Origin of the sequence: Microbacterium sp. NPDC056736 (genome assembly GCF_042790415.1) — a bacterium.
In the GTDB taxonomy this organism is placed as follows: Bacteria; Actinomycetota; Actinomycetes; order Actinomycetales; family Microbacteriaceae; genus Microbacterium.
This window is the reverse complement of the sequence record NZ_JBHTZE010000001.1, coordinates 287,615-301,523: the sequence shown is the minus strand read 5'-3', so window position 1 is coordinate 301,523 and position 13,909 is coordinate 287,615. Positions and strand designations below refer to the sequence as shown.

Here is a 13,909-nt window from a genome sequence, read left to right as displayed (position 1 = left end):
GGGTCGCGGCGCGGTGCGGTGCGCGCGGCGTCGCCCGCTCGTAGGGTGAAGCGTGTCCTCCTTCGACCGGGAACCGGCCCGTCACCTCGCCCGCGCCATCGAGATCGCGACCGAGAACGTCCGCAACGCGGGTGGGCCGTTCGGCGCCGTGGTCGTGTCGGCCGACGGCCGTGTGTTCGAGGGCGTCAACCGGGTGACCGCCGACCTCGACCCATCCGCCCACGCCGAGGTCACCGCGATCCGCCGCGCCTGCCAGGGGCTCGGCACGTTCGACCTCAGCGGGGCGACGCTGTACGCGAGCTGCGAGCCCTGCCCGATGTGCCTCGGCGCGGCGCTGTGGGCGCGGGTGGACCGCGTGTACTTCGCCGCCGACCGCGAGGACGCGGCCGCCGCCGGGTTCGACGACGCCCGCTTCTACCAGTACTTCGACGGCGGCCCGGAGCACCGCGAGGCCATGCCGGTGGCATCCGTCGCCCTCCCCGACGAGGTCAGGGTCGCCCCCTTCACGGAGTGGCACCGCACCGCCACCCGCATCGAGTACTGAGCCCCGCCGCGAGAGCCGGCTCAGGAACCCGCGACGGGGGCGGTCTCCTCGATGAGCTGCAGCAGGCGCGCAGCGACGCTCACCGCGATCGTGGCGGGCTGCTTGCCGGCGACCTCGGCAAGGCCGATGGGGGTCACGACGCGGGCCAGCGCGGCGTCGTCGTGCCCGGCATCCGTCAATCGCGCGCGGAAGCGGGCCCACTTCGAGCGCGAGCCGATGAGCCCGATCGAGCCGATGCCCTCGACGCGCAGGGCCTGATCGACGATCGCGAGGTCCTCGGCGTGATCGTGGGTCATGACGAGCACGTGCGTTCCGGCCGGCACCTCGGGCAGCACGGACTCGGGCACAGGGGCGTGGTGCACGAAGACGTGCGCGACGGCGTCGCCCAGCGGCCCCGGCGCGCCGTCCACGCCGAGCCGGGCGGGCTCCAGCATGGTGTCGCGGGAGTCGACCAGGTGCAGGTCGACGTGCTGGCGGGCGAGGATGCGCGCCAGCTCGAGGCCGACGTGGCCCAGTCCGAACACGGCGATGGAGGGGACGACCCGCACCGGTTCCAGCATCAGCGTGACCTCGCCTCCACAGCACTGCACCCCGTAGTCCGTCGTCGCCTTGTCGCTGAGCGTGAGCGTGAGCAGGTCGGGCTCGGCCGCGCCGGCTTCGAGCATCGCGCGCGCCCGCGACACGGCGGTCGCCTCGAGGTTGCCGCCGCCGACCGTGCCGAAGACCTCGGCGGGCGAGACGACCATCTTCGCGCCGCCGTTGCGCGGGGCGTGCCCGCGCACTATCGCCAGCGTCACGATGACGGCCGGCGTTCGTGCGGCACGCAGTGCCTGCACCGCGTCGAGCCAGTCCATGGCCTCAGCGGCCCGCCGTGAGCAGGCCGGTCTCGCTCGTGCCGGAGTCGTCGACGGATGCCTCGGCCGTGCGCGGCTTGCCTCCGTTGCCGTCGACCGATGCCTCCGCCTGACGCGGCTCCGCCCCGTGGCCGTCGGCGGCGCGCGCGGCCTCGACCGCCCAGAACACCGCCTCGGGTGTCGCCGGGGAGGCGAGCTCGACGCTGCGTCTCTGCGGGCCGAACGCCCCGACCGCCTGCCGGAGGGCCTCGCGGGCGCTGAAGGCGAGCAGGAGCGGCGGCTCACCGACGGCCTTCGAGCCGTACACGGCACCGTCCTCGCGGGCGTCGTCGAAGAGCCGCACGTGGAACTCCTCCGGCATCTCGGACAGGCTCGGCAGCTTGTAGGTGCTCGCCGACGGGGTCTGCAGGCGGCCGCGGGCGGGGCCGTCGCCGTCATCCCACCGCAGCTCCTCGAGCGTCAGCCAGCCGACGCCCTGCACGAAGCCGCCCTCGACCTGCCCGAGGTCGAGCCGCGGCGACAGCGAGTCGCCGGCGTCGTGCACGATGTCGACCCGCCGCAGCCGGTAGGCGCCGGTGAACCCGTCGACCTCGACCTCGGTGGCCGCGCAGCCGTAGGCGAAGTACTTGAAGGGCGACCCCTGCTGGCGGTCGGCGTCCCAGTGCAGGCCCTCGGTGCGGTAGTAGCCCGCGGCGAAGAGCTGCACGCGCTGCAGGTAGGCGGCGGCGACGACCTCCGCGAACGTCAGACGCGGCCCGGTGCCGCCGAGCGCGAAGACCTCGCCGCCCGAGAACCGCACGTCGCGCTCGTCGACGCCGAGCAGGCGCCCGGCGACGGCGGCGAGCCGGCCGCGGATCTCCTCGCACGCGATCTTGATCGCGCCGCCGTTGAGGTCGGCGCTCGACGACGCCGCCGTGGCGGAGGTGTTGGGCACCTTGTCGGTGCGGGTGGGTGCCAGCCGAACCTGGTGCAGCTCCACGCCGAGAGCGGTCGCGGCGACCTGCAGCATCTTCGTGTGCAGTCCCTGCCCCATCTCGGTGCCGCCGTGGTTGATGAGCACCGAGCCGTCGCGGTAGACGATGACGAGCGCGCCGGCCTGGTTGAAGGACGTGAAGGTGAACGAGATGCCGAACTTCACGGGGGTCATCGCCAGCCCGCGCTTGCGATCGGGGTGGGCGGCGTTGAACTGCGCGACCTCGCGCAGCCGGGCGTCGAGGTCGCTCTCGGCGCGGAGCTGGTTCCAGATGACCGAGATGCGCTCGGCGTCCTTGACCGGCTGCCCGTAGTGCGTGGACTGCCCGGGGCGGTAGAAGTTCTTCTCGCGCAGCTCGAGCGGGTCGAGCCCCAGCACGGGAGCCGCGCGGCCCAGGATGTCTTCGATCAGGAACGAGCCCTGCGGCCCGCCGAACCCGCGGAACGCGGTGTTCGAGGGCTTGTTCGTCTTCGCCACGCGTCCGTGCACGCGCACGTTCGGGATCCAGTAGGCGTTGTCGACGTGGCACAGGGCGCGGCCGAGCACCGGCTCCGACAGGTCCAGGCTCCACCCGCCGTCCGACGTCAGCGTCGCCTCCAGCGCCTGCAGGCGGCCGTCGGCGTCGAAGCCGACGCGCCACGACATGTGGAACGGGTGCCGCTTGCCGGTCATCGTGATGTCCTGCGCGCGGGTGAGACGCAGCCGCACCGGGCGGCCGGTGAGCTTCGCCCCGAGCGCGGCGATCGCGGCGAACCCGTGCGGCTGCATCTCCTTGCCGCCGAACCCCCCGCCCATGCGCAGGCACTGCACCGTCACCTCGCTCGACGCGACGCCGAGCACGTGCGCCACGATCTCCTGCGTCTCGGACGGGTGCTGCGTCGACGATTCGACGAAGTACCGCCCGTCGGGCTCGCGCACCGCGAAGGCCGCGTGGGTCTCGAGCGAGAAGTGCTCCTGCCCGCCGCACTCGCTCACGCCCTCGAGCACGACGGCGGAGGAGGAGAGGGCGGATGCCGCGTCCCCGCGTTCGATCGTCAGCGCCTTGCCCTGGAACGACCCGGCCTGGATGGCCTCGGGCACCGTGATGAGCGACGGCAGCGACTCGTACGAGACGACCACGGCGGCGGCGCCCAGCCGCGCCGCCTCCGGCGTCTCGCCGAGCACCCACGCCAGTGCGTGCCCGTGGAACATCGCCTCGGACGGGAAGAGCGGCTCGTCGTGCTTGACTCCGGCGTCGTTGACGCCCGGCACGTCGTCGGCGGTGAGCACGCGGACGACCCCCGGCACGGCGGCGGCCGGGCCGACGTCGAGCGTCACCCGGGCGTGCGCCGAGGTCGAGGCCACCGGCCACGCGGTGAGCACGCCGTGCGCGCGTGCCGCGAGGTCGTCGGTGTACACGGCGGCGCCGGTGACGTGCAGCGCGGCGCTCTCGTGCACGGCCGGCCGGCCGACCACGGGGTTCTCGGGGCGATCGGCGAGCCCGCTCATGCCGGCACCTCCGCCGGATCGGATGCGGCGCCCGCGTGCAGGGCGAGCAGCGCCGTGCCGAGCATCCGCGCGCGGTACGCCGCTCCGGCGCGGTGGTCGCTCATGGGCGTGCCCTCGCCCTCGAGCACGGCGGAGGCCGCCCGTGCCGTGTCGGCGTCCCACGGGCGTCCGATGAGCGCCCGCTCGGTGGCGTACGCACGCAGCGGCGTGGCGGCGACGCCGCCCAGTCCGATGCGGGCGCGCGCGATGATTCCGTCCTCGAGGTCGAGCGCGACCGCGACCGCCACCGACGAGATGTCGTCGAAGCGCCGCTTCGAGACCTTGTGGAACGCCGTGATCGAGTGGCCGGACGCGGGGATGCGCACCTCGCGGATGAGCTCGCCCGGGCGCCGGACGGTGGTGCGGTAGCCCGTGAAGTAGTCCGCCAGGTCGACGGCGCGCTCGCCGCCGTCGGCGGACACGAGCACGACCTCGGCCCCGAGCGCGAGCAGCGCCGGGGCGGCGTCCCCGATGGGCGACGCGGTGCCCAGGTTGCCGCCGAGGGTGGCCCGGTTGCGGATCAGCCGCGACGCGAACTGGGGGAGCAGCTGCCCGAGGAGCGGCACGCGCTCACCGAGGGAGCGCTCGACGTCGGACAGCGCAACGGCGGCGCCGACGCGGATGACGTCGTCGCCCACCTCGACGGCGCGCAGCTCGGCCAGCCGGTCGATGGCCACGACGATCGGCGCGCGGGCGCCGCGCAGGTTCACCTCGACGCCCCAGTCGGTGCATCCCGCCACCGGGACCGCGGCGGGCTCGTCGCGCAGGAGGACGAGCGCCTCGTCGAGGGACGCCGGCCGCACGAAGCGCGCGCCCGCCACCTCTTCATCGGTGGCGACGGCCTCGGGCGCAGGCGCGTCGAGCCGCTCCCGGAGCGGGTCGCCGGGCTGCGGCATCCCGAGCGCGAACGCGGCATCGCGGATCGGGCGGTAGCCGGTGCAGCGGCAGAGGTTGCCGCCGATGGCGTGCAGGTCGAACCCGTTCGGCCCGTGCTCGGCGGTGGCGTCCTGCGGCGCGCGGTCCGGCCGGTAGAACTCGGCGGCCATGCTGCACACGAAGCCGGGCGTGCAGTATCCGCACTGCGAGCCGCCGGCCGCCGCGAGCTCCTCCTGCACCGGATGCAGGTCGTCGGGCGAGCCGAGCCCCTCGGCGGTGACGACCTCTTGGCCGTCCAGCGCGAGGGCCGGCAGCAGGCACGCGTTCACCGGCGTCAAGGACGTGCCGCCGTCTGGCGTCGGGGTGGCCAGCAGCACCGCGCACGCGCCGCACTCGCCCTCGGCGCAGCCCTCCTTCGCGCCGGTCAGGCCGAGGCCGCGCAGCCAGTCCAGCGCGGAGGCGTGCGGGGGCGTGCCGGCGAGCGGCCGGGGCCGCCCGTTGACTGTCACTGCGGTGTCACTGTTCGTATGGATGCCCGGAGTCTACGCCGCGCGACTGTCGGCCGACGGTGAGCGACGCCCCTCTGGACACGCCCACGGGGCAAGAGGATCGTTGCCGTGGGACACACACTGGGAGGTTGGCATGTTCACACCCGATCGGCCGTTCTCGAGCTTCGCCGTACCCGACATCGGCGCAGCCGCGGCCTTCTATCGCGACACGCTCGGGCTGAACGTGACCGTCTACGAGGAGATGGGCGGCGGCTTCACGATCGCCCTCCCCGGCGGCGGCCACGTGTTCGTCTACCCGAAGGAGGACCACGAGCCGGCCGTCTTCACCATCCTCAACTTCGAGGTCGACGACGTTGACTCCGCCGTCGACGACCTCAACGCGCGAGGCGTGGTGACCAAGATCTACACCGATCCGGACTACGGCACCGACGAGAAGGGCATCTCGCGGGGCTTCGAGGGCGGTCCCGACATCGCGTGGTTCCGCGACCCGGCGGGCAACGTCATCGCGGTGGGCGAGATGGCGCCGCAGATGCTGGGCGGCGCGGGCTGACGGCTGCGAGAGACGGATGCCGCGGCCCGCGGCATCCGTCATCCGTCACGGCAGCACCGGCCAGCCTTCGGGGCCCAGCGACCCGGCGGGGTACTCCTCGAGCGGCACCTCGCCGGCGCGCCAGGCGGCCAGCACGGGATCGACGATGCGCCAGGACTCCTCGGCGGCGTCGCCGCGCACCGCGAGGGTGGCGTCGGCGTCGAGGATGCCCGACAGCACCTCGCCGTAGGCCTTGAGCGCGCCCTCGCCGAGGTCGGCCCCGATCGTCGCGCGCTCGAGCTCGAACGGGTCGTCGCCGCCGTTGACGTTGAGCTCGAGGTCCATGTGGTCGGGTCCCAGCGAGAAGCGCAGGACGGATCCCGGCGCCTGGCCGACGAGACCTTCCGGCACGTGGTTGACGCGGCGGAACGTCACGACGACCTCGCCCTTCTTCTCGGGGAGCGCCTTGCCCGAGCGCAGCGTGAACGGCACGCCCCGCCACCGCTCGTTGCGCACCTCGCACACGAGCTCCGCGAGCGTCTCAGTCTGGCGTGCGGCGTCGACGCCGGGCTCGTCCGCATAGGACGGCAGCTGCCGCTCGCCGATGGTGCCCGCGGTGTAGCGCGCCCGCCGCGAGGCCGTCGCGGGATCGCCGCCCCACACGTGCGTCGCGCGCAGCACGGCCGAGGTGGCGTCGCGGAAGTCGCGCTCGTGCAGCGTCGCCGGCGGCTCCATCGCGAGGATCGCCATCACCTGCAGCAGGTGGCTCTGGATCATGTCGGCGAGGGCCCCGGCCCGGTCGTAGTAGCCGGCACGTCCCTCGAGCCCGAGCGTCTCGTCGTAGCGGATGACGACGGACTCGATGTGCTGCGCCGACCACACCGGTGCGAAGATGCGGTTGGCGAAGCGCACGCCGAGCAGGTTGAGCGTCGTCGACCGGCCGAGGAAGTGGTCGATGCGGAACACCTGCGCCTCGGGCACCAGGCGCTCCAGCGTCGCATTGAGCGCGCGGGCGGTCACCTCGTCGACGCCGAACGGCTTCTCGAGCGCGAGCACCGTCCCCTCGGGGATCTCGACGCCGACGAGCGCCTCGCACGCCGCCTTCGTGACGGCGGGCGGTACGGCGAAGTAGAGGGCGAGCCGGCCGTCGCGGTCGGACAGCAGGCGAGCGAGGTCGCCGGGGTCGGTGATGTCGGCGCGCTGGTAGGTCGTCTCGGCGATCGCGTCGAATGCCGCCGCGAATCCGGCCGACTCGAACGAGCGCCGCACGGTCTCGCGCCAGTGCGCGTCGTCCCAGTCGTCGATGCCGGCGCCGCGCAGCCGGATGCGGCGGTGCGGCTCGAGGGTGAGCAGCTGGCCGAGCGCCGGCAGCAGCAGTCGTGAGGTGAGGTCGCCCGAGGCGCCGAGGATCAGAAGCGTGGTCTCCGCCGACATGCGCCCACGTTAGCCAGCGACCGCTGCGCCGGGGGAGGGGCTGGCGGGTGCGCGGCTCCTATGCAACGGTGCGCGGCGGTCGTAGCGGACGTCAGCCGGCCCCGCGCCAGTCGCCCATATCCAGCCGGGGGCGGTGATGCACCCTGCCGGCATCGACGGGCGCGGTCTCGTGGCCGCCCAGTGCGTGCACCCAGGGCGGCTGATGGTCCATGGTCACCGAACCCGCGCCGGTCGTGAAGTAGGCGGCGACCGGAGGACTCGCCACGAACGCGGCCGCGAAGACGGCGGCACTGGGGATGCGCACCAGGGCATCGCGCGACATGAGGTCGCGCATGAAGGAGGCGAACGCGAGCGGATCGTCGGATGGCGGCGTCTCCGCTCCCGGCGGCAGCTGCGACAGCAGCTGCCCGAGGATGTCCTCACGCTGCGCGGCCGGGAACCCGGCGAAGGCGGCCGCGTAGGCCTTGTCGGCGACGCTCGCGGGGACGTTCCCGAGCACGTAGGCGTAGCGCCCGATCTGCTCATCGTCGCTGAGGACGGGCTGTTTCTCGTGTCGCCATCTCATGACTCTCGGCTCCCGAGCGCCAGCGTACGCCGGACGCGACATTTCGTCGATGTCGGCGGGGCCGGTGCCGGCCAGCGCGGTCGCGCGTCGTCGCCGGACGAGCCGTGCACGGACCCCCGTGGACAGGGGGTGGGCCCGGGTGTCTAATGGGCCGCACCAAGCAAGCGTCGGCCAGCCCTACTACGTCTCGTTCGAGTCGACGTATGACGAGGATGCGGCGGCACCGGCCGGGCTCATCTCGGGAACCGCGATCCAGCATCCGCTGTGGGGTTCGGGCCGGCAGGACGACACCCACGACATCGCCGTGGTGCTGCTCGACAGCGCACCACCTGGTGTCGTCCCCGCAGAGCTGCCGACCGCGGGCCTCCTCGACCAGCTCAACGCCAGCGGCGAGCTTCGTGACAGCACGTTCACCACCGTCGGCTACGGCGCCGTGCGCACCGACAAGACCGGCGGGCCGAACTCCGTAGAAGGCCGCGACGGCGTGCGTCGCTACGCGCTTCAGAGCTTCCAGTCGCTGAGGCCGAACTCCCTCGAGCTGTCGCAGAATCCCTCGACCGGCGACGGCGGCACCTGTTTCGGTGATTCGGGCGGGCCGCATTTCCTGGGCGGCGTCGACAGCAACCTCGTGGTCTCGACCACGGTGCGCACCGACCGCTGGTGTCGGGCCACCAGCCAGACCTACCGGCTGGACACCGAGTCAGCCCGCGACTTCCTGGGTCAATACGTGACCCTCCCCTGACCGCGGGATCACCAGGCGTACGCCTCCGGGGCGATGCCGGGGCTGGGCCAGAGGGTGTCGAGCCGCTCGAGGACCTCGCTGGTGCGGCGACTGCGGACGCCGACGATTCACGCCTGCCTTAATTCACGAGAGCCTGTATCGTTGGCGCCGTGCCCGTTCTGACCGCCACGCTCACCCACACCGCCGCGCTCGCCAGGCTGGGAACGGCGCTCTCCGATCCGACGCGCGTGGGCATCCTGCTGGCGTTGCGAGACTCCCCGGCATACCCGTCGGATCTGGCGGATGCGCTCGGGGTGTCGCGGCAGGTGATGTCGAACCAGCTCGCCTGCCTTCGTGGTTGCGGCCTCGTAGAAGCCTCGCCGGATGGCCGGCGCAGCGAGTACCGGCTCGCCGACCCGCACTTGGCGCCGGCGTTGAGCGAGCTGCTTCAGGTGGTCCTGGTCGTCGAGCCCGACTGCTGCGACGGGGAAGGGTGCTCCTGCGCATGAGCGCGACTGCCCTGAGCGCCGACCGTCGACGTGTGCTGCAGCGACGGGTTCGCTGGATCGTCGCGGCAACCATCTCCTACAACGTCGTCGAAGCGATCGTCGCCATCACCGCCGGCAGCCTCGCGTCGTCCGGCGCGCTGATCGCGTTCGGGCTGGACTCGACGATCGAGGTGCTCTCCGCGGCGGCGGTCGCGTGGCAGTTCACTCGCCGGGATCCGGAGCGCTGGGAGACGCCCACGCTCCGTGTCATCGCCGTCGCGTTCTTCGCCCTCGCCGCCTACGTCATCGCGACGTCGCTGCTGGCGCTGCTGAGTCGGGCCGAAGCGGAGCACAGCACGCTCGGGATCATGATCACCGCTCTCAGCATCGTCGTCATGCCGTTCCTGTCTCTCGCTGAACGTCGCGCGGGGCGCGAGCTCGGCTCCGCCACCGCGGTCGCCGACTCCAAGCAGACGCTGATCTGCGCCTACCTGTCCGCCGCCGTCCTGATCGGGTTGCTGCTCAACAGTCTCTTCGGCTGGTGGTGGGCCGACGCGCTCGCAGGCCTGGTCATCGCCGGCTTCGCCATCCGCGAGGGCGTCGAGGCTTGGGGCGGCGACGCCTGCGCTACCTCCGTGGGCATGATCCTCGAGGGCGACGACGCCGAGCACCGCGCGTGACCGGTCGGCTCCGCGACGCAGCACGTTACGGTCGCGGCGAGCGGACGCCGCGGCGACGACTATTCTTAGATCCAGTCCATCAAACCACCGAACGGGTCGCGCACGTGCTTCGAACCATGCTCAAGTCCAAGCTGCATCGCGCGACCGTGACAGGCAGCGATCTCAACTACGTGGGGTCGATCACGATCGACGCCGACCTTCTCGCGCTCGCTGACATCCTCGAGAACGAGCAGGTTCACGTGGTCGACGTGAACAACGGTGCGCGGTTCGAGACCTACACGATCGCGGGGGAGCGCGGTTCCGGAGTCATGCAGATCAACGGGGCAGCTGCGCGCCTGGTCCACACGGGCGACGTCGTGATCGTGATGTCGTACGCCCAGTACGAGCGCGACGAGCTGCTGCGCCACCGGCCTATCGTGATCGAACTCGGTGAGACCGATCCGTCAGCCGCTCCCAACACCACCGTTCGGGTGCTGACACACGCCGGATGACACGACCGCTGCGACGCTTCGCGCGGCATCCGCGGGCCCGTAGGCTCGCCACGATGACTACCGACACGCGCGAAATTGCAGCCAACGCGATCGTGTGGGCGCGAGCCCGCCTTGGCGACACGGACTACGCCACTCGTTGCCTTGCGTTCGTCGAAGACGCGATCGAACGCTCCAACGGCATCGAGATCTTCGGCGGAGACTGCGCCGCGGAGTCCGCTCGACTGTACGGCTCTGCCGAGAACTCGGGTGTGCCCCCGCTGGGGGCGCTGGTCTTCTACGACGGCGTCGGAGACATCATGGGCACACGCCGGAACTGGGGTCACGTCGGCCTCAGCCTCGGCAACGGTCTCGTGATCCACGCATGGGATCGCGTCCGAATCGATGACCACCGCGCCATCGCAGCGCTGAGCCCGGCGGCGGGGTGGGAGCCGCTTTCGGCCGCGGGGTGGACGCCCTTGGGCAGGGTGCTCGAGAACAGCACGCCGAAGTCCTATGGCGCCGAGGATCCCGCTGATGTCGCCGCGCAGATGCAGACCGCCCGTTTCTCACAGCACTGAGGCCGAACCGTTCGCGGACTCGAGCAAGAGCTCGCCCTGCCCCGGTTGTCGTGTCGGTGCCCGGAGCTATCCTCCCGTCATGGCCGACCGCGTGACCAAACCCGTGCTGCACGTCGACACGGTCGCGGATTGGGAGGCGTGGCTCGACTCGGACCCCAACCCGACAGGGGTCCGGCTGCGACTGCGGAAGAAGGCGTCGACCCAGCCCGGCATCACGTATGCCGAGGCGCTCGATGTGGCGCTGTGCTTCGGGTGGATCGATGGCCAGACGCAATCCCTCGATGCCGACTACTACCTGCACACCTTCACGCCACGGCGGCCTCGGAGCATCTGGTCGAAGGTCAACATCGGTCACGTGACCCGGCTGATCGAGGAGGGTCGGATGCGGCCGCAAGGCCAGCACGAGATCGACCGCGCGAAGGCGGACGGGCGTTGGGACAGCGCGTATCGGCAGAGTGATGGCGACCTTCCCGTGGAGTTGCAGGAGGCCTTGGACGCGGATCCCAGGATCGCCGAGGCGTTCGCGAGTCAGTCGGCGCAGAACCGGTTCGCGATGGCGTTCCGCGTGGCCAATCTCAAGCGGCCGGCGTCGCGAGCCGCACGCGTCGCCGAGTACGTCGAGATGCTCAAGCGGGGCGAATCCATCCACTGACGACCGCCCGGAGTGCGCTGCCGCACGCCGCGGACGACCGCCTATCGTGGGCGCGATCCGATCAATACGATCGGGCCATGAGTCGCGATGATGCGGTGAGAGTGCGGCGCTTCCGCCTGAAGGCGGGCCGCATGGAGGCCTTCAGCGATGGCCTGTTCGCCATCGCCATCACGCTGCTCGTGCTGGAGATCGCGGTGCCGATGGTGGGCGACTCGCAGCTTCTGCGGGCGATCCTGGAGGAGTGGCCGTCGTACCTGGCCTACCTGGTCAGCTTCGCCACGATCGGTGCGATCTGGATCGGGCACGTCACCATGACCGAATTCCTCGCCGAGGTCTCGCCGGGGTTCCTTCGACTGAACCTGGTGCTGCTTCTCTTCGTCGGGCTCCTCCCATTTCCGACCCGCCTGCTCGCGGAGAATCTCACCTCGGAGGAGAACGAACGGGTCGCGGTCACGCTCTATGGCGTGGTTCTCGGGGTCATCGCTCTCCTGCTGTCGGCTCTCTGGCGCTACGCGCTGAGGGATGGACTGATAGGCAGCGACCGCAAGTCCGGCGACGTCCGTCTGCTGACCAGGCGGCTCACGCCGAGCCTGGGGTTCTACGTCATCGTCATCATCGTCGGCGTGTTCTTCCCCACGGTTGCGGTGTTCGGGTACCTGCTCATCGCCATCGGCCTGCTGATTCCCACCAGGCGTACCGGCTGACAGCGGGGTAGCGGCGCGGGATCCTCCACCGGGCGACGTCGAGCGAGCGCCTCGACGGATCGGAACGACAGCTCGAGGAGGTGGTGCGGCACTTCTCCGATCCGATCGGCGCCCGCCTCCGAATCACTCAGCGAGCGGGTGATCGGGGGCATGGTGGCAAGACGGGGTGGACGCAGCGCATTCGTCGTCTTCGCCGCGGTCGCGGGAGTGATCAGCGGGCTGGTGTTCCTTGCGGCTGCGGAGCTGGTGGCATTGCTGGTGGCCCGGGAGGCGAGTCCGGTGCTGGCGGTCGGGTCGTTCGTCATCGACGTCATTCCGCAGCCCCTCAAGGAGCTCGCGATCTCGACGTTCGGGGAGTACGACAAGATCGCGCTGCTGGTCGGGCTCGGTCTGGCGGTGGTGATCGCGTCGGCGGTAGCGGGCGTCCTGCAGTTCCTGCGGCCGCCGCTGGGGGTCATCGCGCTCGCCGTCGCGGGAGCGCTGTCGGTCGCGGCGATCGTGACGCGCGCCGGAGCCACACCCCTCGCGTTCGTCCCGCCCGTGATCGGGGCGCTGGCAGGATCCGTGGCGCTCTCACTCCTCTGCCGCCGACTCCGAGCCTGGCAGCGCTCGGTTGCCACGCCGGCGGTCGCGGCCGAACCCAGCGATGACAGTGCGCCGGCGATCGACCGACGACGGTTCTTCGTGCTCGCGGGCATCGCCGGGGTGTCCGCGGTGGTGGTCGGCGTCACGGCGCGGGCGGTGACCGTGGCGACGTCATCCGTCGAGGCCATTCGCCAGCGCTTGCGCCTGCCCGCGCCCCGGTCGTCGGTGACGATCCCCGACGGAGCGGAACTCGACGTCCCGGGCATCACACCGTTGTTCACTCCCAATGCCGACTTCTACCGGGTGGACACCGCGCTCACGGTGCCGACGGTTGACCCGGCCGCTTGGCGGCTCGTGATCGACGGCATGGTGGATCAGCGCATCGAGCTCACCTTCGACGAGCTCTTGGCCATGGGGCTCGACGAGTACGCGATCACGCTGACCTGCGTGTCCAACGTCGTCGGCGGCGACCTCGTCGGCAACGCGATGTGGCTCGGTGTGCCGATCCGCGATGTCCTGCGACTCGCGGGCCCGCAGGCCGACGCCGACATGGTGCTGTCTCGCAGCGTCGACGGCTACACCGCCAGCACCCCGCTCTCCGCGCTCACCGACGACGGACTGGACGCCATCCTCGCCGTCGGCATGAACGGTGAGCCGCTCCCGCCCGAACACGGGTTCCCCGTCCGCATGGTCGTGCCGGGCCTGTACGGCTATGTGTCGGCTACGAAGTGGGTGACCGAGCTCACGGTCACCACGTTCGAGCGGGACGAGGCGTACTGGACGCCACGCGGCTACAGCGCTCAGGCGCCCATCAAGTTCTCGTCGCGCATCGACACCCCGAAGATCGGCAAGACCGTCTCGGCAGGCCGCATCCCCATCGCGGGCGTGGCATGGGCGCAGTCGGTCGGCATCGAGGCCGTCGAGGTGCGCATCGACGACGGCGAGTGGCAGCGCGCGACCCTGTCGACACCGATCAACACCGACACCTGGGTGCAATGGGTCATGGAGTGGGATGCCGCACCCGGCACCCACTACGTCTCTGTGCGTGCGATCAACAAGAGCGGCGAGCTGCAGCTGGAAGAGCCTGCACCCATCGCGCCCAACGGATCCTCCGGCTGGCAGCGATCCCTGATCGCTGTGTCATGAGGCCGCGTCCACCTCTCGCGATCGGATCAGGCCGCCACCGTCGACACGACTGAGAGCGCGGCGCTATGGTTCCC

At 71.4% G+C, this 13,909-nt stretch carries 15 protein-coding genes; 10 read left to right on the top strand and 5 right to left on the bottom strand.

Annotation, left to right across the window (positions count from 1 at the left end; translation table 11 throughout):
* Nucleotides 1–52: 52 nt before the first annotated feature.
* Nucleotides 53–544 carry a nucleoside deaminase gene (locus tag ACFRAL_RS01365; RefSeq protein ID WP_378878905.1) on the top strand — a complete coding sequence of 164 codons (492 nt, stop codon included), beginning with the start codon at nt 53–55 and terminating at the stop codon, nt 542–544.
* Nucleotides 545–564: 20 nt separating this feature from the next.
* On the opposite strand, the gene xdhC is transcribed toward ACFRAL_RS01365, so the two are convergent.
* From xdhC to ACFRAL_RS01350, 3 genes are read right to left on the bottom strand one after another with little or no spacing between them, the layout of a single operon-like run.
* A complete protein-coding gene (xdhC, locus tag ACFRAL_RS01360; RefSeq protein WP_378878903.1) occupies nt 565–1,398 on the bottom strand; it encodes a xanthine dehydrogenase accessory protein XdhC in 834 nt (277 codons plus the stop codon).
* Between the two features lie 4 nt (nt 1,399–1,402).
* Nucleotides 1,403–3,859, bottom strand: coding sequence for a xanthine dehydrogenase molybdopterin binding subunit (gene xdhB, locus ACFRAL_RS01355; RefSeq protein ID WP_378878901.1), 2,457 nt, complete (start codon nt 3,857–3,859; stop codon nt 1,403–1,405).
* Complete coding sequence (locus ACFRAL_RS01350) at nt 3,856–5,283, bottom strand: xanthine dehydrogenase small subunit (protein WP_378878899.1); 1,428 nt, start codon at nt 5,281–5,283, stop codon at nt 3,856–3,858. Before ACFRAL_RS01350 ends, xdhB begins: the two co-directional genes overlap by 4 nt.
* Before the next feature lie 133 nt (nt 5,284–5,416).
* Here ACFRAL_RS01350 and ACFRAL_RS01345 point away from each other — a divergent pair, with 133 nt between their 5' ends.
* Nucleotides 5,417–5,833, top strand: a complete 417-nt coding sequence (locus ACFRAL_RS01345; protein WP_336394193.1) for a VOC family protein — start codon at nt 5,417–5,419, stop codon at nt 5,831–5,833.
* Between the two features lie 45 nt (nt 5,834–5,878).
* Here ACFRAL_RS01345 and ACFRAL_RS01340 read toward each other — a convergent pair whose 3' ends face one another.
* Together ACFRAL_RS01340 and ACFRAL_RS01335 are read right to left on the bottom strand one after the other, a co-directional pair.
* The gene (locus ACFRAL_RS01340) at nt 5,879–7,246 is read right to left on the bottom strand and encodes a glucose-6-phosphate dehydrogenase (protein WP_378878897.1); all 1,368 of its coding nucleotides are present in this window, start codon (nt 7,244–7,246) and stop codon (nt 5,879–5,881) included.
* Between the two features lie 91 nt (nt 7,247–7,337).
* Nucleotides 7,338–7,811 (bottom strand): hypothetical protein, encoded by a 474-nt coding sequence (locus tag ACFRAL_RS01335; protein ID WP_378878895.1) that lies wholly within the window; start codon nt 7,809–7,811, stop codon nt 7,338–7,340.
* A 139-nt stretch (nt 7,812–7,950) separates the two neighbouring features.
* On the opposite strand from ACFRAL_RS01335, the gene ACFRAL_RS01330 reads away from it, so the two are divergent.
* The 8 genes from ACFRAL_RS01330 (at nt 7,951) to ACFRAL_RS01295 (ending at nt 13,835) form a co-directional block, all read left to right on the top strand.
* Nucleotides 7,951–8,553 carry a trypsin-like serine protease gene (locus ACFRAL_RS01330; RefSeq protein ID WP_378878893.1) on the top strand — a complete coding sequence of 201 codons (603 nt, stop codon included), beginning with the start codon at nt 7,951–7,953 and terminating at the stop codon, nt 8,551–8,553.
* 149 nt (nt 8,554–8,702) lie between these two features.
* On the top strand, nt 8,703–9,041 hold the full coding sequence (locus ACFRAL_RS01325) for an ArsR/SmtB family transcription factor (protein WP_378878891.1): 339 nt from the start codon (nt 8,703–8,705) through the stop codon (nt 9,039–9,041).
* Nucleotides 9,038–9,700 carry a cation diffusion facilitator family transporter gene (locus ACFRAL_RS01320; RefSeq protein WP_378878889.1) on the top strand — a complete coding sequence of 221 codons (663 nt, stop codon included), beginning with the start codon at nt 9,038–9,040 and terminating at the stop codon, nt 9,698–9,700. Before ACFRAL_RS01325 ends, ACFRAL_RS01320 begins: the two co-directional genes overlap by 4 nt.
* A gap of 104 nt (nt 9,701–9,804) precedes the next feature.
* On the top strand, nt 9,805–10,191 hold the full coding sequence (gene panD / locus ACFRAL_RS01315; protein ID WP_378878887.1) for an aspartate 1-decarboxylase: 387 nt from the start codon (nt 9,805–9,807) through the stop codon (nt 10,189–10,191).
* Nucleotides 10,192–10,244: 53 nt separating this feature from the next.
* Nucleotides 10,245–10,748 carry a hypothetical protein gene (locus tag ACFRAL_RS01310; protein ID WP_336394200.1) on the top strand — a complete coding sequence of 168 codons (504 nt, stop codon included), beginning with the start codon at nt 10,245–10,247 and terminating at the stop codon, nt 10,746–10,748.
* 79 nt (nt 10,749–10,827) lie between these two features.
* Entirely contained in the window at nt 10,828–11,400 is a 573-nt protein-coding gene (locus ACFRAL_RS01305) for a YdeI family protein (protein WP_378878885.1), read from the top strand.
* Nucleotides 11,401–11,477: 77 nt separating this feature from the next.
* Entirely contained in the window at nt 11,478–12,104 is a 627-nt protein-coding gene (locus ACFRAL_RS01300; protein WP_378878883.1) for a TMEM175 family protein, read from the top strand.
* A gap of 150 nt (nt 12,105–12,254) precedes the next feature.
* Nucleotides 12,255–13,835 carry a molybdopterin-dependent oxidoreductase gene (locus ACFRAL_RS01295; RefSeq protein WP_378878881.1) on the top strand — a complete coding sequence of 527 codons (1,581 nt, stop codon included), beginning with the start codon at nt 12,255–12,257 and terminating at the stop codon, nt 13,833–13,835.
* Nucleotides 13,836–13,909 lie beyond the last annotated feature (74 nt).